At 61.7% G+C, this 24,132-nt stretch carries 22 protein-coding genes and 2 tRNA genes; 16 read left to right on the top strand and 8 right to left on the bottom strand.

Going from position 1 to position 24,132, the window contains the following annotated elements; genetic code table 11:
• Positions 1-41: 41 nt before the first annotated feature.
• Together AFIDRAFT_RS16830 and AFIDRAFT_RS16825 are read right to left on the bottom strand one after the other, a co-directional pair.
• Positions 42-1,328, bottom strand: coding sequence for an O-acetylhomoserine aminocarboxypropyltransferase (locus AFIDRAFT_RS16830; RefSeq protein WP_009340815.1), 1,287 nt, complete (start codon positions 1,326-1,328; stop codon positions 42-44).
• A gap of 42 nt (positions 1,329-1,370) precedes the next feature.
• Entirely contained in the window at positions 1,371-1,970 is a 600-nt protein-coding gene (locus AFIDRAFT_RS16825; protein ID WP_009340813.1) for a CoA-binding protein, read from the bottom strand.
• A 120-nt stretch (positions 1,971-2,090) separates the two neighbouring features.
• Between AFIDRAFT_RS16825 and AFIDRAFT_RS16820 the strand changes: the two genes are divergently transcribed.
• The 6 genes from AFIDRAFT_RS16820 (at position 2,091) to AFIDRAFT_RS16795 (ending at position 5,739) form a co-directional block, all read left to right on the top strand.
• Positions 2,091-2,522 (top strand): PaaI family thioesterase, encoded by a 432-nt coding sequence (locus AFIDRAFT_RS16820; protein WP_009340811.1) that lies wholly within the window; start codon positions 2,091-2,093, stop codon positions 2,520-2,522.
• Between the two features lie 148 nt (positions 2,523-2,670).
• Entirely contained in the window at positions 2,671-3,135 is a 465-nt protein-coding gene (rplM, locus tag AFIDRAFT_RS16815; RefSeq protein ID WP_009340808.1) for a 50S ribosomal protein L13, read from the top strand.
• Positions 3,135-3,611: a 30S ribosomal protein S9 gene (rpsI, locus tag AFIDRAFT_RS16810; RefSeq protein ID WP_009340806.1), complete on the top strand. Its 477-nt coding sequence runs from the start codon at positions 3,135-3,137 to the stop codon at positions 3,609-3,611. The genes rplM and rpsI overlap by 1 nt, the downstream gene beginning before the upstream one ends.
• 220 nt (positions 3,612-3,831) lie before the next feature.
• Complete coding sequence (locus tag AFIDRAFT_RS16805; RefSeq protein WP_009340805.1) at positions 3,832-5,085, top strand: GGDEF domain-containing protein; 1,254 nt, start codon at positions 3,832-3,834, stop codon at positions 5,083-5,085.
• 60 nt (positions 5,086-5,145) lie between these two features.
• A complete protein-coding gene (locus AFIDRAFT_RS16800; RefSeq protein ID WP_009340804.1) occupies positions 5,146-5,367 on the top strand; it encodes a hypothetical protein in 222 nt (73 codons plus the stop codon).
• A 75-nt stretch (positions 5,368-5,442) separates the two neighbouring features.
• Positions 5,443-5,739 carry an antibiotic biosynthesis monooxygenase family protein gene (locus AFIDRAFT_RS16795; RefSeq protein WP_009340803.1) on the top strand — a complete coding sequence of 99 codons (297 nt, stop codon included), beginning with the start codon at positions 5,443-5,445 and terminating at the stop codon, positions 5,737-5,739.
• A gap of 7 nt (positions 5,740-5,746) precedes the next feature.
• Here the strand turns inward: AFIDRAFT_RS16795 and AFIDRAFT_RS16790 are convergent, their stop codons facing one another.
• On the bottom strand, positions 5,747-6,877 hold the full coding sequence (locus AFIDRAFT_RS16790) for an AI-2E family transporter (protein ID WP_009340802.1): 1,131 nt from the start codon (positions 6,875-6,877) through the stop codon (positions 5,747-5,749).
• 152 nt (positions 6,878-7,029) lie between these two features.
• Here AFIDRAFT_RS16790 and AFIDRAFT_RS16785 point away from each other — a divergent pair, with 152 nt between their 5' ends.
• Together AFIDRAFT_RS16785 and AFIDRAFT_RS16780 are read left to right on the top strand one after the other, a co-directional pair.
• Positions 7,030-7,473, top strand: coding sequence for an Rrf2 family transcriptional regulator (locus AFIDRAFT_RS16785; protein WP_009340801.1), 444 nt, complete (start codon positions 7,030-7,032; stop codon positions 7,471-7,473).
• Positions 7,470-8,360 carry an NAD(P)/FAD-dependent oxidoreductase gene (locus AFIDRAFT_RS16780; protein WP_009340800.1) on the top strand — a complete coding sequence of 297 codons (891 nt, stop codon included), beginning with the start codon at positions 7,470-7,472 and terminating at the stop codon, positions 8,358-8,360. Before AFIDRAFT_RS16785 ends, AFIDRAFT_RS16780 begins: the two co-directional genes overlap by 4 nt.
• 97 nt (positions 8,361-8,457) lie before the next feature.
• Here the strand turns inward: AFIDRAFT_RS16780 and glnA are convergent, their stop codons facing one another.
• A complete protein-coding gene (gene glnA, locus AFIDRAFT_RS16775; RefSeq protein WP_009340799.1) occupies positions 8,458-9,867 on the bottom strand; it encodes a type I glutamate--ammonia ligase in 1,410 nt (469 codons plus the stop codon).
• A 92-nt stretch (positions 9,868-9,959) separates the two neighbouring features.
• Entirely contained in the window at positions 9,960-10,298 is a 339-nt protein-coding gene (locus AFIDRAFT_RS16770; protein ID WP_009340798.1) for a P-II family nitrogen regulator, read from the bottom strand.
• A 291-nt stretch (positions 10,299-10,589) separates the two neighbouring features.
• Here AFIDRAFT_RS16770 and AFIDRAFT_RS16765 point away from each other — a divergent pair, with 291 nt between their 5' ends.
• Positions 10,590-12,089, top strand: coding sequence for a bifunctional ADP-dependent NAD(P)H-hydrate dehydratase/NAD(P)H-hydrate epimerase (locus tag AFIDRAFT_RS16765; RefSeq protein ID WP_009340797.1), 1,500 nt, complete (start codon positions 10,590-10,592; stop codon positions 12,087-12,089).
• On the opposite strand, the gene AFIDRAFT_RS16760 is transcribed toward AFIDRAFT_RS16765, so the two are convergent.
• Positions 12,086-13,234: a multicopper oxidase domain-containing protein gene (locus tag AFIDRAFT_RS16760; protein WP_245258198.1), complete on the bottom strand. Its 1,149-nt coding sequence runs from the start codon at positions 13,232-13,234 to the stop codon at positions 12,086-12,088. The two genes, AFIDRAFT_RS16765 and AFIDRAFT_RS16760, sit on opposite strands and share 4 nt — an antisense overlap.
• Before the next feature lie 335 nt (positions 13,235-13,569).
• Between AFIDRAFT_RS16760 and AFIDRAFT_RS16755 the strand changes: the two genes are divergently transcribed.
• The 7 genes from AFIDRAFT_RS16755 to AFIDRAFT_RS16725 all read left to right on the top strand — a co-directional run bounded on the left by AFIDRAFT_RS16755 (position 13,570) and on the right by AFIDRAFT_RS16725 (position 21,879).
• Positions 13,570-13,654: transfer RNA gene (locus tag AFIDRAFT_RS16755), tRNA-Leu, on the top strand.
• A 191-nt stretch (positions 13,655-13,845) separates the two neighbouring features.
• Positions 13,846-15,204 (top strand): trigger factor, encoded by a 1,359-nt coding sequence (gene tig, locus AFIDRAFT_RS16750; RefSeq protein ID WP_009340795.1) that lies wholly within the window; start codon positions 13,846-13,848, stop codon positions 15,202-15,204.
• A 225-nt stretch (positions 15,205-15,429) separates the two neighbouring features.
• Positions 15,430-16,062 (top strand): ATP-dependent Clp protease proteolytic subunit, encoded by a 633-nt coding sequence (locus tag AFIDRAFT_RS16745; RefSeq protein WP_009340794.1) that lies wholly within the window; start codon positions 15,430-15,432, stop codon positions 16,060-16,062.
• 379 nt (positions 16,063-16,441) lie between these two features.
• Entirely contained in the window at positions 16,442-17,716 is a 1,275-nt protein-coding gene (gene clpX / locus AFIDRAFT_RS16740) for an ATP-dependent Clp protease ATP-binding subunit ClpX (RefSeq protein WP_009340793.1), read from the top strand.
• A 318-nt stretch (positions 17,717-18,034) separates the two neighbouring features.
• Entirely contained in the window at positions 18,035-20,458 is a 2,424-nt protein-coding gene (lon, locus tag AFIDRAFT_RS16735) for an endopeptidase La (protein ID WP_009340792.1), read from the top strand.
• A gap of 480 nt (positions 20,459-20,938) precedes the next feature.
• Positions 20,939-21,015: transfer RNA gene (locus tag AFIDRAFT_RS16730), tRNA-Val, on the top strand.
• 171 nt (positions 21,016-21,186) lie between these two features.
• The gene (locus AFIDRAFT_RS16725) at positions 21,187-21,879 is read left to right on the top strand and encodes a glycosyltransferase (protein ID WP_245258197.1); all 693 of its coding nucleotides are present in this window, start codon (positions 21,187-21,189) and stop codon (positions 21,877-21,879) included.
• Positions 21,880-22,205: 326 nt separating this feature from the next.
• Here the strand turns inward: AFIDRAFT_RS16725 and pepT are convergent, their stop codons facing one another.
• Together pepT and AFIDRAFT_RS16710 are read right to left on the bottom strand one after the other, a co-directional pair.
• The gene (gene pepT, locus AFIDRAFT_RS16715; RefSeq protein WP_009340788.1) at positions 22,206-23,459 is read right to left on the bottom strand and encodes a peptidase T; all 1,254 of its coding nucleotides are present in this window, start codon (positions 23,457-23,459) and stop codon (positions 22,206-22,208) included.
• 216 nt (positions 23,460-23,675) lie between these two features.
• Entirely contained in the window at positions 23,676-23,975 is a 300-nt protein-coding gene (locus AFIDRAFT_RS16710) for an HU family DNA-binding protein (RefSeq protein ID WP_002715618.1), read from the bottom strand.
• Positions 23,976-24,132: the final 157 nt, after the last annotated feature.

Raw genomic sequence — 24,132 nt, 5'->3', positions numbered from 1 at the left:
GCGCCATAACCGGCGCCGCTTTTTGTCGTGTTGGATGATCCTCAGTACGGAACGTTGAGCGCCTGTTCGAGATCGGCGATCAGGTCTTCCTTGTCCTCGATGCCGATCGACAGCCGCACCACGTCGGGACCTGCGCCCGCCATGGTCTTCTGCTCGTCGGTAAGCTGGCTATGCGTGGTCGAGGCGGGATGGATGATGAGCGAGCGGGTGTCGCCGATATTGGCAAGGTGAGAGAACAGCCTCACATTCGAGACGAGGCTGATGCCTGCCTCATAGCCGCCCTTCAACCCGAAGGTGAACACAGCGCCCGCGCCCTTCGGCGTGTATTTGCGCGCGAGGTTGTAATAGCGGTCGCCCGGCAGGCTCGCGTAATTCACCCATGACACGGCGGGATGTTTCGACAGCCATTCGGTGATGGCCTTGGTGTTGTCGACATGACGCTGCATGCGCAGCGCCAGCGTCTCGATCCCGGTCAGGATCATGAATGAGTTGAACGGCGAGATCGCGGGGCCGAGGTCGCGCAACGCCAGCACGCGCACGGCGATGGCGAAGGCGAAATTGCCGAAGGTCTCGTGCATCCGGATGCCGTGATATTCCGGACGCGGCTCGCTCAGCAGGGGATAGCGGCCGCTGGCCGTCCAGTCGAACGTACCCGCATCCACGATGATTCCGCCGAGCGAATTGCCGTGGCCGCCAAGGAACTTGGTCAGCGAATGCACTACGATGTCCGCGCCGTGATCGATCGGCTTGAGGAGGTAGGGCGAGGCCAGTGTGTTATCGACGATGAACGGCACCTTTGCCTTGCGCGCGACTTCCGCCACCGCTTCGAGATCGGTAATCGCGCCGCCGGGATTGGCGACCGACTCCACGAAGATCGCTTTGGTCTTGGGCGACACCGCGCGCTCGAACGTGCTGATGTCATCCGAATCCGCCCACACCACGTTCCAGCCGAAATTCTTGTAGGCGTGGGTGAACTGGTTGATCGATCCGCCATACAGGCGGCGCGAGGCGATGAACTCATCGCCGGGCTGCAACAGCGTGTGGAACGCCATCACCTGCGCGGCGTGGCCGGAGGCGGCCGCAACCGCCGCGGTGCCGCCCTCAAGCGCGGCGACACGCTCCTCCAGCACCGCCGTCGTCGGGTTGCCGAGGCGCGTGTAGATGTTGCCGAAGGTCTGCAGGCCGAACAGCGAAGCGGCATGATCGGCATCGTTGAAGACGAAAGAGGCCGTCTGATAGATCGGCGTCACGCGTGCGCCGGTGGTCGGGTCGGGTTGCGCGCCCGCATGAATGGCGAGGGTGGAGAAGCCGGGCAATTGTTCAGTCATGGAACATCCTTTGGCGAACTGAAACTTTGAAATGAAAGGCGCTTACGCCGCGCCGTTGCGATCCTTGTCGGCCTGTGCGCGTGCCGCGCGATCGGCGGCAGCGGTCGAGCCGCCGGCAACGCTTGGGCGATTGAGCGACAGTCGCATACCTGTCGTCGGAATCGGTGCGCGCTTGGCGCTGATGGTGCGGGAGTTCACGCCGACCCATTGGATTTCGGAGGTGAGGCGGCCGTATTCGATCTTCGGGCAGCGGTTCATCACCACCTTGATGCCTGCGGCTTCCGCCTTGGCGGCGGCGGCATCGTCGCGCACGCCGAGCTGCATCCAGATCACCTTCGGCAGCACCGGAAGCGATAGCGCTTCCTCGACGATCGGCATTGCGTGAGCCGAGCCGCGGAAGATATCGATCATGTCTACCGGACGGCCGATCTCCCTCAGTGAGCCGACGAATGGTTTGCCTGCGATCGTCTTGCCGAGTTGTCCGGGGTTGACGGGAATCATGTCGTATCCGCGCTGGTCGAGATATTTGAATGCAAAATAGCTCGGCCGCACGTTGACGGGCGATGCGCCGACCATGGCGATGGATTTGATGTTGGTCAGAATGCCGCGAATATAACTATCGGGGTAAGCATTGTGGTCCATTGGCGGCAGTCCTCGTGTGGATATTCGTCTTTAGTCCCGCAGCGCACGCACGTCTTTGTTTTTATTGTCGCGCCGCAGTGATACAGGCGTCATATATGAGATCGTGACGAAACGGGCCACATGACAAATGCGAAAATGACGGTGGCTGAACTTGAAGCGTTCCTCCACCGCGAGTTTCCTCAGGCGTTCAGCTCCGGCGAGATTTTGATCGAGAGTGCAGACGGCACCAGCAGCCTGCTGCGTCAGCCTTACAGCGAGCATATGCTGCGCCCGGGCGGTACCGTGTCGGGGCCGACGCTGATGGCGCTGGCCGATTTCGCGATGTACGTGGCGCTGTTGTCGGCGATCGGGCCGGTCGGCCTCGCGGTGACGACCAATCTCAGCATCAGTTTCATGCGCAGGGGCCAGCCGGGGCAGGACATCGTCGCCGCGGCGCGACTCATCAAGGTCGGCAAGCGGATGGCGTTCGGCGAGGTGAACCTGCTGTCGGGCACGTCGCCCGATCCGATCGCCCATGCGAGCGCGACCTATTCCATTCCAAAATCATCATGATTTTTGTGGTATTATAACACCATATTTATAAGCTATTGTTTTATATGGTTTTATTTTCGTGGATGGACGTTGACGGGTGAGGGGGTGTTCTCTAGAAACACGCCCAGTCCGGCGACAGCGCCGCACGCCATTTTCACGGATATCTCACATGAAGACGTTTTCGGCGAAACCGGCCGAGGTCAACAAGAAGTGGGTGATCATCGACGCCAAGGGTCTGGTCGTCGGTCGTCTCGCCACCTTGGTCGCGATGCGTTTGCGCGGCAAGCACCTGCCAACCTACACCCCCCACGTTGATTGCGGTGACAATGTCATCATCATCAACGCCGCGCATGTCGTCCTCACCGGGCGCAAGCGCGACAACAAGGTTTACTACAACCACACCGGCTTTATCGGCGGCATCAAGGAGCGTTCCGCGAAGTCGATCCTCGAGGGTCGTTTCCCCGAGCGCGTCGTGGAGAAGGCCATTGAGCGCATGATTCCGCGCGGTCCGCTCGGCCGTATCCAGATGGGCAACCTGCGCGTCTATCCGGGTGCCGAGCATCCGCACGAGGCCCAGAATCCGGAAGTCGTCGATATCGCTTCTCTGAACCGCAAGAACACGAGGGCCGCGTAATGTCCGATACCATGCAGTCCCTCGATCAGTTGTCGTCGCTGAAGACCGCGGCGCCTGAAGCTCCCAAGCGCGAGAAGAAGGTCGACAAGCAGGGCCGCGCCTATGCCACCGGCAAGCGCAAGGACGCAGTCGCCCGCGTCTGGATCAAGCCCGGCTCCGGCAAGGTTACCGTCAACACCCGCGACGTCGAAGTGTATTTCGCGCGTCCCGTTCTGCGCATGCTGATCCAGCAGCCGATCGTCGCCGCTGCCCGTCAGGGCCAGTACGACATCATTGCCACCGTCGCCGGCGGCGGTCTGTCGGGTCAGGCGGGCGCCGTGCGCCACGGCATCTCGAAGGCGCTGACGCACTTCGAGCCCGATCTGCGTGGCGTCCTCAAGAAGGGTGGTTTCCTCACCCGTGACTCCCGCGTCGTCGAGCGCAAGAAGTACGGCAAGGCGAAGGCCCGCCGCTCCTTCCAGTTCTCGAAGCGCTAAGAATTTCGTTCGACTTGTCTGCAATTGCAGACGGTCCGCCAAAAGGGCGCCCTTCGGGGCGCCCTTTTTTGTCGAGTAATTGGTTCCAGATCGTCACAAACTATCGACAATTTTCGAGAAAACTTGTCGTCGCAAACAAACACATCGCCAATAACCGGCTGGTAATTTTGTCCTGCTGAGAGAGCTATTTCCGGCTCCTTCCAGCGGAGCTTTCGTTCGTATGTCCGGCAATAGCCTGTCACTCGACATTTCAACCCTTTATCTGGTTGCAACGTTCGTCGCCGCGATGCTTGGCGCGCTGCTGATGTTTTTCTGGCGACAGGAAAAGATCGAGGCGCTCGGCTGGTGGGGCGCTGCGTATCTGCTGGGCGCGGCATCGATCGCGCTGTGGATTGCAGGCGGTGAGAATCTTGGCTTTGGATTGTTGCTCGCGGTCAACGCGGTCGGTTTCATTGCCTGCGGCCTGGTGTGGGATGCCGCGCGGGTATTTCACGGCCGCGCCCCGAGCGTCATCGGCGTTGTCGCGGGTGCGATCGTGTGGCTTGCCGCCGTCATCTTCGCCGATCCGCTGTCGGACCATGCGCGCCTCGTGCTGGGCGCAAGTATCGTGGCGATCTATGCCGCGCTGACGGCTGCGGAGCTGTGGCGCGAGCGGCGCAAGTCAATGCGTTCGCGCTGGCCTGCGATCTTCGTGCCGATCCTTCATGGCGCGGTGCTGATGCTGCCGATCGTGCTCGGCGATGTCATGGATGGGCCGGGCACGAACCCGCACGCCGCGATTTGGGTCGCGGCGTTCGCCGCCGAGTTGGTGTTCTATGCCATCGGCACCGTGTTCATCATTTTCATGCTGGTGTCGGAGCGGACGCTCGCGATTCACAAGACGGCGGCCTCGGTCGACCCGTTGACAGGCCTGCTCAACCGCCGTGGATTCGGCGAGGCGACCGCGCGCATGATCGAGCGAGAGGCCAAGGCTGGCCGTTCGATCACGGTGATGATCTTCGACATCGATCATTTCAAGTCGGTCAACGACACCTATGGCCATCCTGTGGGCGACGACGTGCTCAAGGTGTTCGCGAACGTCGCGGTCGGGGCGCTGCGTATCACCGATCTGCTCGGCCGCGTCGGCGGCGAGGAGTTTGCCGCACTGCTGCCGTGCGCGATGGATGAGGCCTTGCTCGCGGCGGAGCGCGTCCGCGACGCGTTCGAGCAATCGGGTGTGGCGATCGATGGTGCGCCGCTCGCCACCACCGTCAGCATCGGCGTCGCGGGCGGGCCTGCGAACACCGAACTCGACGTGCTGATGGCGTCGGCCGACACCGCGCTCTATCGTGCCAAGCGGGGTGGCCGCAATCGCGTCGAGGCCGTGCTGGAAGAGCCGCTGGTGCTCGACCATTCCCGCCGTGGCAGTGTGAGCCAGGCATCGCGCCCCGCGCATGAAGACGTGCACGCCTTTGTCTCGGAAGCGCACGCCTGAGCGGATAAATCGCGTCAGCCCTAAACGGTCTGTTTACCATGCGCCGCGTAGCATCGGCTCATGATCGACCGCGCCCGTAACGATATCTCCGCCCTCGAAGCTGCCGCTGTTTCCGCGCGTGCCGGTTTCGCCTGCATGTTCTCCACCTCCGATGAATATGAGCGGGCGCTCATCGCGGAGCGCCGCGCGCAGGGCCGCTATCAGCAGACGCGAGACTGGCACGCGATGCTGTTGCTGGGCTGCGTGTTCATCCTGTCCGGCATCCTGCTGGTTGCGCTGTAAGGCACATCCCCCGATTTTGACTTGATCCGGCGGCTTTTCGTCCGCTACAGCCTCCTGTAGCCACAGGGGGAGCCCATGATCACCGAAATCGTGCAGATCGACGTCAAGCCGGGTCAGGAAAAGGACTTCGAGCAGGCGGTGGAGATGGCGCAGACCATCTTCAAGCGCAGCAAGGGCTGGAAGAGCCTGGAAATCCATCGCTCGATCGAGAAGCCGTCGCGCTACCGGCTGTTCATCAAGTGGGAAACGCTGGAAAACCACACCGTCGATTTCCGCGAAGGGCCGAATTTCACCGAATGGCGCGCGCTGGTCGGGCCGCATTTCGCAAACCCGCCGGAAGTCGAGCACATGACGACGGTCGGCAAGTACTGAGCGCCGCTTACGCCTCGATGGGTTTAGGGCGGTCCTCGCGCAGATAGACGAGGATCACCTTCACCACGGCCATCACCGGGAGCGCCAGCGCCAGGCCCCACACGCCGAACACCACTCCGAGCAGGATCTGGAACGCGAACAGCGTTGCGGGCGGAATGTCGATCGCCTCGCGCTGGATGATCGGCGTGAGGATATAGCTTTCCAGCGCGTGCACGCCGAGCAGCAGCACGAAGGCGCTGCCGATGGCGACCCAGCCAGAGGAAATGCTGGCCAGCACGATGATGAGGCCGCCGAGCAGCGCGCCGACCGTTGGGATGAAGGTCAGCAATCCGGCCTGAACGCCGAGGATGAACGCGCCGGGAATGCCGACCACCAGAAGGCCAAGCCAGGTCACCACGAACACCACGGTCATCGTGATCATCTGGGCGATCAGCCAGCGTTCCAATGTGGATCCGATGCGGTCGATGACGGTTTCGATCTGCGGCCGGATCGCCCTGGGCGACATCGCGATCAGCCCCTTGCGGTAAACACCGGGCTGGGCTGCGAAGGCGAGGCCGAGAAACAGCACGATAAAGAAGTTTCCGACCGCGCCGACGGTGCCGAGGATGAGCTTCAGCGTCTGGCTGACGATTGCACCGCCGCCGGATGCGAGCGCGCCGGCACTCGGCAGGTTGTGCTGCATGTTGGGCAACGCCGGCGTGGTCGCTGGTGTCGTCGATGTGCGGGGGCTGGTCGGCGAAATGGTGTTGAGGTCAAGATAGCTCGCATCGAATCCGTAGGATTCGAGGAACGTCTTGAGGTTGACGATCTGCGATTTGATGGTGCCGCTCAGGGCGGTCGCCTGCTGGGCGATGGTCGAGCCGCCGAGCGTGAAGATGCCGGCCATCATCGTGGCCAGCAGCAGGCAGATCACGAGCAGCCGCACCGCGTGCGGCCCGGGCATCACCTTTTTCAGGAGGTTGGTCATCGCGGTCAGCGCCACGCCGAGCAGCACGCCGGAGAAAATCAGGAACAGGGTCGCGGCGAATTCCCAGGCGAAGATCAGGAGCGCGGCGAAGCTGACGGCCAGAATGCCGCCGACGGCGATGGCCCAGGCGAGATCCTGACGCTGGTTTTTCCGTTCGGTTGAAACGCTCACGGGCGATCCTTCTGAAAACTGTTGCGTTGCACTTTTTCTGAAAGGTTGTGCCGGATCAAGAGTGGTGGCGGGGCTTCTCTGGCGATGTGCCGTCATGGCGCGGGATAAAGGCGGGGTTGCACGACGGTCTAATTCGTAATAATTGAAGTTACATGAAAAAGGACAGCCGCCTTTCTTCGGTCCTGCATGCGCTGCTGCACATGATCGGGCACGGGGAGCCGATGACGTCGGAAGCGCTCGCGCAATGCATGGACACCAATCCGGTGGTCGTGCGCCGGACGATGGGCCTGTTGCGCAAGGCCGGAATTGTGACCTCGGCGCGGGGGCATTCCGGCGGATGGCACATTCGCGCCGACCTGGGAAGCATTACGCTGCGCGATCTGCACCATGTGTTGGGTGAGCCCGCGATCTTCGCGATCGGCAACCGCAATCCGGAGCCGGAATGCCTTGTCGAGCAGGCCGTCAACGCCGCGCTCGACGGCGCTTTCAGGGAAACCGAGGCGCTGCTGCTTGAGCGGTTCGCGGAAGTGACGCTCGCCGATCTGGTGGCCGATCTCGGTCGCCGTCATGCGGCGTGGCGCAAGAAGAGGGGATGATCGTGACATACGATGTGATCGTGATCGGTGGCAGCTATGCCGGGATGGCAGCCGCGCTGCAATTGCTGCGCGCGCGGCGCAGCGTTCTGGTGATCGATGCGGGGCGACGCCGTAACCGTTTCGCTGCCCATTCTCACGGATTCCTCGGACAGGATGGCGTCAATCCGGCGGAGATCGCGCGCGTGGCGCGCAAGCAGCTTCAGGCCTATCCGACGCTGACGTGGATCGAAGGTGTCGCCGAAGCGACGGCGGGAGAAAAAGATTCGTTCACGGTGAGAATCGCCGATGGTGTTCGCCACGAAGGACGCAGGCTGTTGTTCGCCGTCGGCGTCAGTGATGCGCTGCCGCCGGTTGAAGGTCTGGCTGAGCGCTGGGGCCGCAGCGTGTTTCACTGCCCTTACTGTCACGGATACGAACTCGACCGCGGGCCTATTGGGGTCATCGCGACTGGGCCGATGTCGGTTCATCAGGCGCAACTGATTCCGGAATGGGGGCAGGTGACGTTCCTGACGAACGGCGCGGTGACGCTCGACGAGGCGATGCGCGCGGACCTCGTCGCGCGCGGGGTGGCGATTGAAGAGAGCTCGATCCAGCGTCTCGACGGCGAGGCTAACGTTCTGCTGGCCGATGGCCGCCGCCTGTCGTTCGCGGGCCTGTTCACGGCGTCGCGGAATGCACCGTCCACGCCTGTCGCATCGACGCTCGGCTGTGAACTGGTGGACACACCGTTCGGCAGCCAGATAAGCACCAGCGATATGAAGGAGACCAGCGTTCCGGGCGCCTTCGCCTGCGGCGACGCCGCGCGCGTGCCGCATTCGGTTTCGCTCGCCGTCGCGGACGGCGCATGGGCTGGCGCGACGATCCACCGTTCACTGGTTTTTCCTTAAAGCCAACGAACGTTTTACCGGCGTCACGCAAACAAAAAAGGGCGTCCTGTGGGACGCCCTTTGATCTTGTGACGATGCGGCGGGAAGCCGCTGCCGCTTACAGCGAGTAGTAAAGTTCGAACTCGACCGGATGCGGGGTCATTTCGTAACGCTCGACCTCGGTCATCTTCAGCTCGATGAAGCTGTCGATGAAATCGTCGTCGAACACGCCGCCGACCTTGAGGAACGCGCGGTCCTTGTCGAGGTTTTCCAGCGCCTCGCGGAGCGAGCCGCACACCGTCGGGATCTGCTTCAGTTCTTCCTTCGGCAGGTCGTACAGGTCCTTGTCCATCGCCGGGCCCGGATCGATCTTGTTCTTGATGCCGTCGAGGCCCGCCATCAGCATCGCCGCGAAGGCAAGGTAGGGGTTGGCCATCGGATCGGGGAAGCGCACCTCGACGCGCTTGGCCTTCGGCGAAGCGGTGTAGGGGATGCGGCAGGAGGCGGAGCGGTTGCGCGCCGAGTAGGCGAGCAGCACCGGCGCTTCATAACCCGGCACCAGACGCTTGTAGGAGTTGGTCGACGGGTTGGTGAAGGCGTTGATCGCCTTGGCGTGCTTGATGATGCCACCGATGTAGTGGAGGCAGTTGTCCGACAGGTCGGCGTACTTGTTGCCGGCGAAGGTCGGCTTGCCGTCCTTCCAGATCGACTGGTGGACGTGCATGCCCGAGCCGTTGTCGCCATAGACCGGCTTCGGCATGAAGGTGGCGGTCTTGCCGTAGATGTGGGCGACCTGATGGATGCAGTACTTGTAGATCTGCATCTGGTCGGCCATCAGCGTCAGGGTGTCGAACTTCATGCCGAGCTCGTGCTGAGCGGAAGCGACTTCGTGGTGATGCTTCTCGACCTTCACGCCCATGCGTGCCATCGCGCCGAGCATTTCCGAGCGCATGTCCTGGATCGAATCCTGCGGCGGCACCGGGAAGTAACCGGCCTTGGTGCGGATGCGGTGGCCGAGGTTGCCGCCTTCATACTCGGTGTCCGAGTTGGTTGGCAGTTCGGACGAGTCGAGCTTGAAGCCGGTGTTGTACGGCGTGGTCTGGAAGCGCACGTCGTCGAACACGAAGAACTCGGCTTCCGGGCCGACATAGACGGTGTCGCCCACGCCCATCGACTTCACCATGGCTTCCGCCTTCTTGGCGATGCCGCGCGGGTCGCGATTGTAGGGCTGGCCGGTCGAAGGCTCGAGAATGTCGCAGGTGATGACCATGGTGGTCTCGGCGAAGAACGGGTCGATCGTCGCGGTCACCGGGTCGGGCATCAGCGTCATGTCGGACTCGTTGATGGCCTTCCAGCCGGCAATCGAGGAGCCGTCGAACATCGTGCCTTCGGTGAAGATGTCTTCGTCGATCATCGAGACGTCGAAGGTGACGTGCTGCCACTTGCCACGCGGATCAGTGAAACGCAGGTCGACGTACTTCACGTCGTTGTCCTTGATGGACTTCAGGACGTCTTGGGCGGTCTTCATGTAAACCCCTTGTGCTACTTGGATTTGGTGATCGGTGGGATGAGATCGTCCGGCCGGGCGCGGTGAGCGGGGCCGGGCGGGTGATGGTTGTGTCAGATGGCGTCGACGCCGGACTCTCCGGTGCGAATACGGATGGCCTCCTCGATGTTGGAGACGAAAATCTTGCCATCGCCGATGCGTCCGGTCTGTGCGGCGCGGCGGATGGCGTCGATGGCTTTCTCGACGAGTTCGTCGCCGATCACAATCTCGATTTTGACCTTCGGCAGGAAGTCGACGATGTACTCCGCGCCACGGTACAGTTCGGCGTGGCCTTTCTGGCGGCCGAAGCCCTTGGCCTCGGTTACGGTGATGCCTTGAAGGCCGACTTCCTGAAGGGCTTCCTTCACCTCATCGAGCTTGAACGGCTTGATGATCGCCTCGATTTTTTTCACCTGCACGCCTCCGGCATTTCAGACTGGCGCCGCTGATGCGGCGCGGATCGTTCGGGGCCGTTTGGCGGCCTCGTTCGTTGGCCCCTTAAAAGCAGACTCCGTGCCAACTGGCGTGGCTGTCGATTGTATTGGATTATCAAACTGTTAATCTCTGCTCTGCGAGCGTTGTTGGAGCTTTTGGCTAAGTCTGTGGCGTCAAAATATGCAACTGCACAATTTTAAGGCAGGCAATCTGCCGCTGCTTTGGGCGGACATGCCTCCAAGACAGGCGGTATTGGGCGAGGGTTGGTCATGGAACTCCTGAGCGTGGCCGAAATGACTTGTGCCGATGCGCTTGCGGTGAAGGACGGCGGGGACAGCTTCGCGCTGATGCAGCGGGCGGGGCAGGCCGTGGCCGCTGCCGCGCAGGTGCTCGCACCTTCCGGAGACATCGTGGTAGTGGCTGGACGCGGTAACAATGGCGGCGACGGTTTCATTGCCGCCGCCGATCTCGCCGCGCGCGGCCGCAACGTCGCCGTGGCTTTGCTTTGCAACCCGGAGACACTGACGGGCGACGCGGCTCGTGCTGCGAAAGAGTGGCATGGTCCACTGCTGCCGTTCGTACCCCGATCGCTCGGCAAGCCCGCGCTCGTTATCGACGCGCTGTTCGGCGCGGGACTCGACCGTGAAGTCAAAGACGAGCCGCGCGCGATGATTGAGGCGATCAACGCCAGCGGCGCATTGGTGCTTGCGGTCGATCTGCCGAGCGGCGTTAACGGCAACAGCGGCGAGGCGATGGGCGTTGCGGTCCAGGCCCCCCGCACGGTGACGTTCTTCCGTAAAAAGCCTGGCCATCTCCTGCTGCCCGGCCGTCTGCATTGCGGGAAGGTGAGTGTCGCCGACATCGGCATTCCGCCGCGCGTGCTCGATGTCATTCATCCGAAAACCTTCGAGAACGATCCCGCGTGGTGGCGAGGCCATTTTCCCGTCCCAGGCATCGCCGGTCACAAATACGGACGCGGTCATGCGGTGGTGATGTCGGGCGGCATGGCGGAAACGGGTGCCGCGCGGCTTGCGGCGCGCGCGGCGTTGCGCGCGGGCGCGGGACTCGTCACGGTCGCCTCACCGCGCGATGCGTTGGCGGTGAACGCGGCTGCGCTCACCTCCGTGATGGTGCGCGAGATCGGCACGGCGGTCGACTTCGCAAGCTACCTCGAGGATGCCCGGCTCAATGCTTGCGTGATCGGTCCCGGTGCGGGCATCGGCTTGCGCACGCGCGACATGGTGCTTACGGCGCTGTCAGGGCCGCGCGCCGTGGTGCTCGATGCCGATGCGCTGACGAGTTTTGCCGACATGCCGCAGACGCTGTTCGACGCCATCGCGGCGCAGCCCGGCGTGCAGGCCGTGCTGACGCCGCATGAAGGCGAGTTCGCGCGGCTGTTTGCATCGCTCGCGAACAAGGATCATCCGCTTTCGAAACTGGAGCGTGCGCGCCTCGCGGCGCGCGAGTCGAATGCGGTGGTGCTGATCAAGGGCGCGGACACGGTGGTGGCTGCGCCCGACGGGCGGGCGTCGATTGCGGAGAATGCGCCGCCATGGCTCGCGACCGCAGGTGCGGGCGACGTGCTCTCGGGAATGATTGGCGGGATGCTGGCGCAGCGTGTGAGCGCGTTCGAGGCGGCATCCATCGCGGTGTGGATGCACGGCGAAGCCGCGTGCATGTTCGGCCCCGGCCTGATCGCGGAAGATCTCGCGGACGTACTGCCGAATGTGTTTCGCGATCTCTATCGGCGGTTTGACGTCAACCTTTAGCCGACCTCATACCAGCGCAACCGTCGCGGCGAATTCCACTTGGTTCCCATGCATTGCATCAGCCACTTGCCGGGATGCGCGGCGTTGAACGCGATGCGTTGCGTCTGGCCGGGGTTGAATGCGAGCGTATCCAGCCAGTAAGGCTTCCAGCCGTCGTCGAGGCGGTCGAGCACCCTGAAATGATGGCCGTGCAGGCGGAACGTCGCGGCGGATCCGCCGGGCGGATTGGTGATCGTAAGCACCACGGTGCGGTTAACGGTGGTGTGGAAAACGGGAGGCAGCGCCGGGTCGAACGCGATCGCGGGAAGCCACTGTCCCCGTTCGAGCGCCAGATCGATACGCTGGGCATTCTTCAGGTCGATTTGCGACGGCGGAGGTGAAGGTGTCGCCGGCGGAGGCAGAGGGGCCGCGCGCGGGGGCGACGAGAACGATGTGACGACATGGCTGATCGGTATCGGCTTGGTGCCGTCGTGCAGCAAGATTTCGTTGCGCGTGCCGACCGGCTGCGTCGCATCGAGCAGGGCATCGACCCGGCTTCCGGGTGCGAGCACGATCTGGCCATCGCGTGCGACGAATGATTCAGCCGGCTGACTGTCGACGGAGACGACGGTAATGACGCAGTCGACAAATTTCAGGGCGATGACGCTGCGCTGGCAGCCATTGACCAGCCGCAGGCGGACGCGCTCGTTGGGGCGCACGGTGATGTCGTGGATGACCCTGCGGTTGATCGTATACAGCGAGGCAACGCTTCCGCTGTCGCGGCCCGCAACCTGCGCCACGCCGTCCGTGCCGATCTTCCAGTCCTCGATCAGCAACACTTCGTCGCGGTCGGCGCCGAAGGCTTCATCGCCTTCGACAACCAGCACGCGCGGCAGGGCCGGGCGGTCGTCGTCGCCGGACAGGAGTCTCGGATCGATCAGGAAAGTTCCGGGTTTGGACGGCAGTTCGCATGTGGCGGTGCCGCCGCGCGGGGCGAGGGGGGCATGTTCCAGCAGCGGCTCGAGGCTAGCGGGCCCGTCGAGGCCGTGAAAAGCCATGGCCACCGGCTGGGCAGTGTCGTTGGTGAAAACGATCTGGGGCGGGGTGTTCCCCGAAAAACGTGTGTAGGGGAGACCGTCGCCCAACTGCCAGACCGGCGTGGCCATTCCCTCGGTGTGCAGGTACAGCGATTGCTGCCCGAACCGCAAAAGGGCCGGGCTTCCAGGCTTGCGCGCAGGGAGGGTCTGAGCCCGCCCGGGTGTCATCAGGGCGGGGCTCAGGACAGGGCTTATCGCAGCCCCTGCAAGGGCTCCCAGAAAGCGGCGGCGTGGGCGCGAAAACGATAAGAATTTCATGGCCGATGGGGACCATTTTCAGAGGCGGGAGTAAACCCGCAGGGGCTGCGGCGGATAGCGCTTTTTTTCTTGCCGCGATTGGCCGGCACCATGTTATAAGCCCGCCGCTCGCGGCTGTGCCGGGACACTAAACTATTGTGTGCTGCGCGCTCGTGGCGGAACTGGTAGACGCGCTGGGTTTAGGTTCCAGTGTCGAAAGATGTGGGGGTTCGAGTCCCTCCGAGCGCACCAACCGCCGTTCGCGCCGCCAGGCAAGACGTGTTCATGCCCGCCATGACTGGACTTGAGCCGGACTTGGCGGCCTTGGCAACTGAGAGACGTGGTACTGAAGTATTTGGACTTTTCATGATGCGGCCTTGCGCGGCATCCCAACAACGACAACAGCCGATATTGGATCGGCAAGCCGGAAGAAGATTGACGCTATGCAGGTGAATGAAACCCTCTCCGAGGGACTTAAGCACGAATTCCAGATCAGCATTCCGGCCGCGGAAATCGATGCCAAGGTGAATGAACGCCTCGCCGGCATGAAGGACAAGGTCCGTATCAACGGCTTCCGCCCCGGCAAGGTGCCGGTCGCGCACCTCAAGAAGGTCTACGGCAAGTCGGTTGCAGCCGAGACCCTCGAGGAGACCATCCGCGAGACCAACCAGAAGATCTTCACTGATCGCGGCTTCCGCCTGGCCAACGAGGCCAAGGTGACGATGCCGACCGATCAGGCCGAGATCGAGGGCATTCTCGATGGCAAGAAGGACCTGAATTATTCGGTCGCCATCGAAGTCGTGCCGCCGATCGCGCTGGCCGATTTCAAGACCTTCAAGGTCGAGAAGCAGTTTGCCGAAGTCACCGACGCTGATCTCGACGATGCGCTCAAGCGCGTCGCCGATCAGAGCCGTCCCTATGCGGCCAAGGCCGAAGGCGCGAAGGCCGAGAAGGACGACCGCGTCACGGTGTCCTTCAAGGGCACCATCGACGGGGTGGCATTCGATGGCGGCACTGGCAGCGACATTCCGGTCGTGCTCGGCTCGAACTCCTTCATTCCGGGCTTCGAGGATCAGCTCATCGGCATCGGCGCGGGCGAGACCCGCACTCTGAAGGTGCAGTTCCCGAAGAACTACGGCGCGGCCAATCTCGCCGGCAAGGATGCCGAGTTCGAGACCACGGCGTCGCTCATCGAAGCGCCGCAGGACGCCAAGATCGACGACGAGTTCGCCAAGACCCTTGGCCTCGAGTCGCTCGACAAGCTCAAGGAAGCGATGCGCGAGCGCCTGACACAGGAGTTTGCCGGTGCGACGCGCCAGCGGCTTAAGCGCGAACTGCTCGACCGTCTCGACGAGACCCACAAGTTCGATCCGCCGGAGTCGCTCGTCAACGACGAGTTCGACCTGATGTGGAACTCGATCAAGGCGGAAATGGACTCCTCCGGCAAGACGTTCGCCGACGAGGACACCACCGAGGAGAAGGCGAAGGAAGAGTATCGCAAGATCGCGGACCGCCGCGTGCGCCTCGGCCTCGTGCTCTCCGAGATCGGCGACAAGAACAAGATCACCGTTACCGACGACGAGGTGAGCCGTGCCGTGATCGAGCGCGCCCGCCAGATGCCGGGCCGCGAGAAGGAAGTCTGGGACTATTATCGCAGCAATCCGGGCGCCGTCGCGCAGCTCCGCGCGCCGATCTTCGAGGACAAGGTGGTCGATTTCATTCTTGAGCTTGCGCAGGTCACCGAGAAGAAGGTTTCCCGCGAGGAACTGCTCAAGGAAGAAGACGACAAGACCGCGGCCTGATCGCGCATCTGAACGGTCATTCCGGATCGCCCCCGCGCAGACGGGGGCGATCCTCTTTTATTAACGCCCGGTGGGGTTCTTTTGTTAACCTCACCCTCGGTGAGTGCTTCGTTTCGCCCGCCGAATCGGCTTGAACATCTCTTGCCGGGGAGCAATCCTCGCTTATCTTGGCGGGTACCGGCGTGCCGGCCATTTAACGAATTTTCCGAAAACCCCAGGTGACCAATGCGCGATCCGGTTGAAACCTACATGAACCTTGTGCCGATGGTGGTCGAGCAGACCAACCGCGGCGAGCGGGCCTACGACATTTTCTCCCGCCTGCTTAAAGAGCGCATCATCTTCCTCACCGGGCCGGTGGAAGACGGCATGTCGACGCTGGTCGTCGCGCAGCTGCTGTTCCTCGAAGCCGAGAATCCGAAAAAGGAAATCTCGATGTACATCAATTCGCCGGGCGGCGTGGTGACGTCGGGCCTTGCGATCTACGACACCATGCAGTTCATCCGCCCGCCGGTTTCCACGCTATGCACGGGGCAGGCCGCTTCGATGGGCTCGCTGCTGCTCGCCGCCGGCGAGAAGGACATGCGCTTCTCGCTGCCGAACTCGCGCATCATGGTTCACCAGCCGTCCGGCGGTTTCCAGGGGCAGGCGACGGACATCATGCTTCACGCGCAGGAAATCCTGAATCTGAAGAAGCGGTTGAACGAGATCTACGTCAAGCACACCGGGCAGGATTACAAGACGATCGAGGATGCGCTGGAGCGCGACAACTTCCTCACCGCCGACAAGGCCAAGGACTTCGGCATCGTCGACAAGGTGATCGACAAGCGGCCGGAAGATCCGGTAGCGAAAGCTGCCTGATAGGGTTGCCTCTTAAGGTGGTTTCTCAAGGTTGGTTTGGGCGATTCTGCCTGCCATAGCAGTTGGGGACCAGTGGCCCCCAACGGTCCCGGTTTCTCGTGTCATTCCCGCAACGCCGGGGTGAAATCACGGTTTGGCGGTCGTGAAATCGCGACAAATCGGGCTAGACTCGGCAAATCACCCTTCCGGGGATTAGTGAATTCTTGATCCTCGGGTGCCAGCATGGTTCGCTGGCAGAGTGAGCCAGGTTTGAATCGGGATTCGGGTAGGGTCACGATTCGGGCATATCTCGAATGCAACGTCTTTTCAGTACGCGTTTTGTTCCTATCTCCAGCCGAGAACGGGACAGCCGGACGGAAAGCGGAAGACGGAGACAGGAATGAGCAAGGTCGGTACAGGCGACTCGAAGAACACTCTCTATTGCTCGTTCTGCGGAAAGAGCCAGCACGAGGTCCGCAAGCTGATCGCGGGTCCGACCGTGTTTATCTGCGATGAGTGCGTTGAGTTGTGCATGGACATCATCCGCGAGGAGAACAAGTCCTCGCTCGTGAAGTCGCGTGACGGAATCCCGACGCCGAAGGAAATCTGCAAGGTGCTCGATGACTACGTCATCGGACAGAACCATGCGAAGAAGGTGCTCTCGGTCGCGGTGCACAACCACTACAAGCGGCTGAACCACCAGACCAAGCACAACGACGTCGAACTCGCGAAGTCGAACATCCTGCTGATCGGTCCCACCGGTTCGGGCAAGACGCTGCTTGCGCAGACGCTCGCCCGCATCCTCGACGTGCCGTTCACGATGGCCGACGCGACGACGCTGACCGAAGCCGGTTACGTCGGTGAGGATGTCGAGAACATCATCCTGAAGCTGCTGCAGGCCGCTGACTATAACGTTGAGCGCGCGCAGCGCGGCATCGTCTACATCGACGAAATCGACAAGATTTCGCGCAAGTCGGACAACCCCTCGATCACCCGGGATGTCTCGGGCGAGGGCGTGCAGCAGGCGCTTCTGAAGATCATGGAAGGCACGGTCGCTTCCGTTCCGCCGCAGGGCGGACGCAAGCATCCGCAGCAGGAGTTCCTGCAGGTGGATACGACCAATATCCTGTTCATCTGCGGTGGCGCGTTCTCAGGGCTCGAGAAGATCATCTCCTCGCGCGGGCGCACCACCTCGATTGGCTTCGCGGCCAGCGTGCTCGCGCCGGAAGATCGCCGCACTGGCGAAATCTTCCGCGAGGTCGAGCCGGAAGATCTGTTGAAGTACGGCCTCATTCCCGAGTTCGTCGGCCGTCTGCCCGTGGTGGCGACGCTGGAAGACCTCGACGAGGCTTCGCTGAAGAAGATCCTGGTTGAGCCGAAGAACGCGCTGGTGAAGCAGTACCAGCGCCTGTTCGAGATGGAGAACATCGAACTGACCTTCGCCGACGAGGCTTTGGGCGCGGTCGCGCGCAAGGCCATCGAGCGCAAAACCGGCGCGCGCGGGTTGCGGTCCATTCTGGAAAGCATCCTGCTCGAGACGATGTTCGATCTTCCGGGTCTGGAAGGCGTCGAGGAGGTCGTGATCTCCCGCGAAGTGGTGGAGGCGACCGCGCGGCCGCTCTACATCTACGCCGATCGTACCGACCGGGCAGGCGAGACCAGCGCAAGCGCATAAGTTTCGCTTCTGGAACCCGACATATTCAAGCGGCCGCTGGTTTCCAGCGGCCGTTTTTGATTCGTGTCAAACGTAAAAAAGCCCGTTGTGGCTGGGGTTTGCCAGCCGCTTGACACCCCCGTGGGGGATAGCCACCTAATGGGCTGCAGCGAAGCCTGCTTAAAGGCAGATTCGTCGCAAATACTGCCCGGAGGGAAAGGCCGCCATGTGCGGATGGCTCATTCGAGCCCTTTGTTTTCCGGCACCTCTGCACCTTGTTGCGGTTGCATCGCGCGATGGACTGCGTGCAAGGGGGCGCAATGAAAAGGAAGTAAAGGCATGACTGCCTCGACCAAGCCTCGTCCCACCATCGTCGCCGGTGAAAGCCATCAATATCCGGTCCTGCCGCTGCGCGACATCGTTGTCTTCCCGCACATGATCGTGCCGCTCTTCGTCGGCCGCGAGAAATCCATTCGCGCGCTTGAAGACGTGATGAAGAACGACGCGCTGATTTTGCTGGCGACGCAGAAGAATGCTTCCGACGACGATCCTGCGGCGGATTCGATCTATGAGATCGGCACGCTCGCAAGTGTGCTGCAACTCCTCAAGCTGCCCGATGGCACCGTGAAGGTGCTGGTCGAGGGCCTGGAGCGTGCGCGCGTCACCAAATATTCCGATCGCACCGATTACTATGAAGCGGAAGCTGTCGCGCTCGCCGACACCGACGCCACCAGCGTCGAGGCGGAAGCGCTCGGCCGCTCGGTCGTGTCCGACTTCGAGAGCTATGTGAAGCTGAACAAGAAGATCTCCGCCGAAGTGGTGGGCGTCGTTCAGCAGATCACCGATTTCGCCAAGCTCGCCGACACGGTCGCCTCGCATCTTGCGGTCAAGATCGCGGACCGGCAGGATATTCTGGAAACGTTGTCCGTCTCCCAGCGCCTGGAGAAGGTGCTCGGCCTGATGGAGAGCGAGATTTCCGTCTTGCAGGTCGAGAAGAAGATCCGCTCGCGCGTCAAGCGCCAGATGGAGAAGACCCAGCGCGAGTACTACCTCAACGAGCAGATGAAGGCGATCCAGAAAGAGCTCGGCGACGACGAAGGTCGCGACGAGCTGGCCGATCTGGAAGAGAAGATCGCCAAGACCAAGCTCTCGAAGGAAGCTCGCGAGAAGGCGCAGCACGAACTGAAGAAGCTGCGGCAGATGTCTCCGATGTCCGCCGAAGCTACCGTCGTGCGCAACTATCTCGATTGGCTGCTGTCGATTCCGTGGGGCAAGAAGTCCAAGGTCAAGAAGGACCTCGGCGCCGCGCAGGAAATCCTCGATGCCGATCACTACGGACTTGAGAAGGTCAAGGACCGCATCGTCGAGTATCTCGCCGTGCAGTCGCGCGCCAACAAGCTGACCGGCCCGATCCTGTGTCTCGTCGGCCCTCCGGGCGTCGGCAAGACCTCGCTCGGCAAGTCGATCGCGAAGGCGACCGGCCGTGAGTTCGTGCGCGTGTCGCTCGGCGGCGTGCGGGACGAGGCGGAGATCCGCGGTCACCGCCGCACCTATATCGGCTCGATGCCCGGCAAGATCATCCAGTCGATGCGGAAGGCGAAGACTTCGAATCCGCTGTTCCTGCTCGACGAGATCGACAAAATGGGTGCGGACTTCCGTGGCGATCCGTCTTCGGCGCTGCTGGAGGTGCTCGACCCCGAGCAGAACGGCACGTTCAACGACCACTATCTCGAGGTCGATTACGATCTGTCCAACGTGATGTTCATCACGACCGCGAATACGCTGAATATTCCCGGCCCGCTGATGGACCGCATGGAGGTGATCCGCATCGCCGGCTACACCGAGAACGAGAAGGTCGAGATCGCGCGCAAGCATCTGATCCCGACCGCGATCTCCAAGCACGGCTTATCGTCGAAGGAGTTCTCGATCGACGATGCGGCGTTGCTTCTGATGATCCGGCGTTACACCCGCGAAGCGGGCGTGCGTAACCTCGAGCGCGAGCTGTCCACGCTGGCACGCAAGGCGGTCAAGGAATTGATGCTCTCGAGCAAGAAATCGATCAAGGTGACGGAAGCCGTGGTCGAGGAAATGCTCGGCGTGCCGAAGTTCCGTTACGGCGAGATCGAGAACGAGGATCAGGTCGGCGTCGTCACGGGTCTTGCATGGACCGATGTCGGCGGTGAGTTGCTCACCATCGAAAGTGTCATGATGCCCGGCAAGGGCCGCATGACGGTGACGGGCAATTTGCGCGACGTGATGAAGGAATCGATCTCGGCGGCGGCGTCCTATGTCCGCTCGCGGGCGATCAATTACGGCATCGAGCCGCCTCTGTTCGAGAAGCGGGACATCCACGTTCACGTTCCGGAAGGCGCGACGCCGAAGGATGGCCCGTCGGCAGGCGTGGCGATGGCGACCACCATCGTCTCGGTGCTGACCGGCATTCCTATCCGGCACGATGTCGCCATGACTGGCGAGATCACGCTGCGCGGGCGGGTGCTCCCGATTGGCGGCCTGAAGGAGAAGCTGCTCGCGGCGGGCCGCGGCGGCATCAAGACGGTCTTCATTCCTGAGGACAACGCCAAGGACCTCACCGAGATTTCCGACGCCATCAAGGGTGGCATGGAGATCATTCCGGTGAGCCGGATGGACGAGGTGTTGTCCAGGGCGCTGGTACGGGCTCCGACGCCCATCGTCTGGGAGGAGGACACCGCCGTGCCGCCTCCGCAGGACGGGGCTGACGAAGCTGGCCTGACAGCTCACTGAACGCCGACAGCCACCAATGCGACCAACGGCGCCCTCCGGGGCGCCGTTTTTTGTTGGATCAGATGGTTGGATATTCATGGATATGGATGACCTCGCCCCGCGAGTTCGCTAAAATCAAGCTTTAAGGATTGAGGGAAACAAATGATCCGCAACTGCTTGCTGGGTTTGGCGCTCGCATTGTCGGCCGGTCTTTTTGCTCAGCCGGCCTCGGCCCAATATTACGGGAGACCGGGCTACGGGCCGGGGCCGGGATATGGCCCAGGTCCTGACTATCGCCGTGGTCCTGGCCGTGGCCAGTTTTGCGCCAACGAAAATGAGGTGTGTGACGTTGGCGGCGTCGCGAATGTGCGTTATGGCGCGCGTGGCCGGTACATCGTGCGCCGGGTCCACGGCTCTATTCCTTGCATAAACCAGTACTTCGGCGGCGACCCCGCGCCCGGGATAGTCAAGCACTGCGTAATCGAATAAAGGAAAGGCGACGGGCGGCTAGCTCAGCTGGTTAGAGCATCTCGTTTACACCGAGAGGGTCGGGAGTTCGAATCTCTCGCCGCCTACCATTCGATTTCTGTGCTTTATTGAGTCGGTTCTTTGCATCGCGCCAAATATCGTGCTCCTGACACGCCGAAACGGCCGGGACGATAAACCGGCCAGTTGGTCTTGATCGAGGTTCAGGCGTGCAGAGCGATTTCCGGTCCAGCAGTCGACCCGCTTCGATTTCAGTTGCGGTGATGACTCATAATGAGATGCAGGAATTCAAGTGGCTGATGGCCGCGCTTGAGCCGGCACGGGCGATCATTGATGAAATCGTGGTCGTCGATGATTTTTCCGACGATGATTTTGTCGAAGCGATAAAATCATTCGAGAAGGATTGGCCGATCCGATTTTTCCAGCGCCGCCTGAACAACGATTTTGCCGCGCAGCGCAATTTTGCCATCGCGCAATGCCGCGGGCGGCTGATCCTGTTTCCGGATGCCGATGAACTTCCCAGCAGGCGGACCCTGATGGGATTGCCGAAGCTGCTCGCATGGATGGAAAGCCACGAGATCGATGCGTGTTACCTTCCACGCCTGAATGTCGTCGTGCCCGGCAATGATCTTATTGATCCTGCCCGCGCGCTGGAAGACGCCACGCTCTATTCAAACTGGGAAGATCAGGTCCGGATTCTGCGCAACCTACCGAAGCTGAAGTTTGTCAGGCGGGTCCATGAGGTGCTGGCGGGAATCGAGCGCGCCTATAAATTTCCCCACACCAAGGACTTCGCACTTCTTCACGCCAAGACATCGGTCCGCATTGAGCGGCAGCAGCGGTTCTATCGCTCCATCCGCTTGGCGACGACGTTCAGTAAGCACTGGAATTCCATCGCCAAGCGGACGTTTCGCATCGACCGCCAGAAGCTTGTCGAAGCGGATCCGCCGATCTGAAAATGTGAAACCCCGCGATGGATTGATGACGCGATCGATTACAGGCTGATGATCGAGGCGGCGATGATCGTCGCCATCGCCAGCGGGATGCCGATTGCGGTGATCGCTGTGGCCGCCAGTACGGTCTGGAGAGACGGTTTCATCCTCTTCATTCCTTCTTATTTGCGCCAAGATTTAGCCGCGATTTGCGGCGGCGCAAGAAAGTCCGTTCGTCAAGCTAACCGGATGAAGAGGGGCGAGTTCGCAATTGCGATGGTGAATTTAACGTTCGATTCACGCTGACGTGTCGGAACGATTTTCTTAGGGCCTGACGACGAGCGCGCGGTCTATGCCCGCTCTTCCCAGATCGCAGCGAGATGCACGATGGTGCGTACCGCTGCTTCCATGTCCTGTACGCTGACCCATTCGAGGCGCGAGTGGAAGGCGTGTTCGCCCGCGAAGATGTTAGGGCAGGGCAGCCCCATGAATGACAACCGCGAACCGTCGGTGCCGCCGCGGATGCTGCCGCGTTCGGGCTTAAGTCCTGCGCGGCGGATCGCTTCCATGGCGTAATCCACGATCTCTGGCTGCCGATCCACGATCTCCTTCATGTTGCGATACTGCTCGCGGATATCGATACGATAGGTCGATCGCGGAAAATCCTTCATCACCTCGGCGACGGTGCGCTCCAGCAACGCCTCCTTCTCCTTCAGTTCGGCTACGGTGAAGTCGCGCACGATGTAGTGCAGCGTCGTCTCTTCCAGCGCGCCGGTGATGCCAACCGGGTGGAGAAAACCCTCGCGGCCCTCGGTCGTCTCCGGCGTCAGGGTGTCCTGTGGCAGCTTCTCGACAATGCGTGCGGCGATCTTGATCGCGTGCTCCATTTTACCCTTGGCCATGCCGGGGTGGGCGCTGACGCCCTGAATGCGGATCGTGGCCGCGTCGGCAGAAAAGCTTTCGTCCTCGATTGAGCCCGCGCTTTCGCCGTCGATCGTGTAGGCGACATCCGCCCCGAGTTTCTTCAAATCCACCTTGTCGACGCCGCGGCCGATCTCCTCGTCGGGCGTGAACAGGATCTTGACCGTGCCGTGCTTGATCTGCGGATTGGCGAGAAGAACCTGCACCGCATCCATGATCTCGGCGACGCCTGATTTGTTGTCCGCGCCGAGCAGCGTGGTGCCGTCGGTGGTGACTATGTCGTGGCCGATCTGGGCGGCGAGGGCGGGGTGCTCAGCGAAGCGGATGATTTGCGAAGAATCCGCCGGCAGCACAATGTCGCTGCCCTGGTAGTTCTTCACGATCTGCGGCTTCACGTCCTTGCCACTGCAATCGGGCGAGGTGTCCATGTGCGAGCAGAAGCACACCACGGGCACCTTCTTGTCGGTGTTGGCCGGCAGTGTGGCGTAGACATAGCCGTGCTCATCGAGATGGGCGTCGGCGAGACCGAGGTCGCGCAATTCCTGCGCGAGCAGGCGGCCGAGATCTTTCTGCTTTTCGGTGGAGGGCGTGGCCGGCGATTCCGGATCGGACTGCGTGTCGATGCGTACGTAACGCAGAAAGCGGTCGAGAACGGTGTGATTGAATTTCATAGCGGACGTCATGCAGCCGGACCTCATACTCAGGGCACGGCATTCGATCCGCGCGTGTCGATGAAATCCATCTTGAGAAGAAGCGGGGCAGGGTCAAGGCGCGACCAACATGTTTTCAAACCAGCAGCCTTGCTCCGTGTTTCCATGACACGCGTATAAAGAAAGACGCCACCCCAAAACCGCGTATGCGGCTTCGGGATGGCGTTTGGCGAAAAAGCGAAAAGTCGCTTAGACGGCTTCCTTCAGCTCCTTGGCGGCGCGGAAGGCGACCTTCTTGCTGGCCTTGATGTGGATGGCTTCGCCGGTGGCCGGGTTGCGGCCCATGCGGGCAGCGCGCTTGCGGACCTGGAGGATGCCGAGGCCGACGATGCGGATGCGCTCACCCTTCTTGAGGTGCTTGGTGATCTTGGTGACCATATCGGTCAGGATTGCTTCAGCGGTCTTCTTCGACAGCTCGTGTTCTTCCGCGAGAGCGGCGGCAAGGTGCTTGAGCGTAACAGTCGCTGGGGTAGCTGCTTTCTTCGCCATGATGACCCTCCTCGTGGTACTTGGCTTTAAGGAACTGACTATCCCGCAAGGGTTAGTTGATTCGCCATGGATCTGACCATGATGTTTTGCCCATAAACAGGGTCTTTTTTGCATCAATGGTGGAAAAAGGTCCGGCGGATAGGGACATCTGTAATGT

The sequence above is a fragment of the Afipia sp. 1NLS2 genome, assembly GCF_000178995.1.
In the GTDB taxonomy this organism is placed as follows: domain Bacteria; phylum Pseudomonadota; class Alphaproteobacteria; order Rhizobiales; family Xanthobacteraceae; genus Afipia.
The sequence above is the reverse complement of the archived record's forward strand: the minus strand, read 5'-3'. Positions and strand labels throughout refer to the sequence as shown.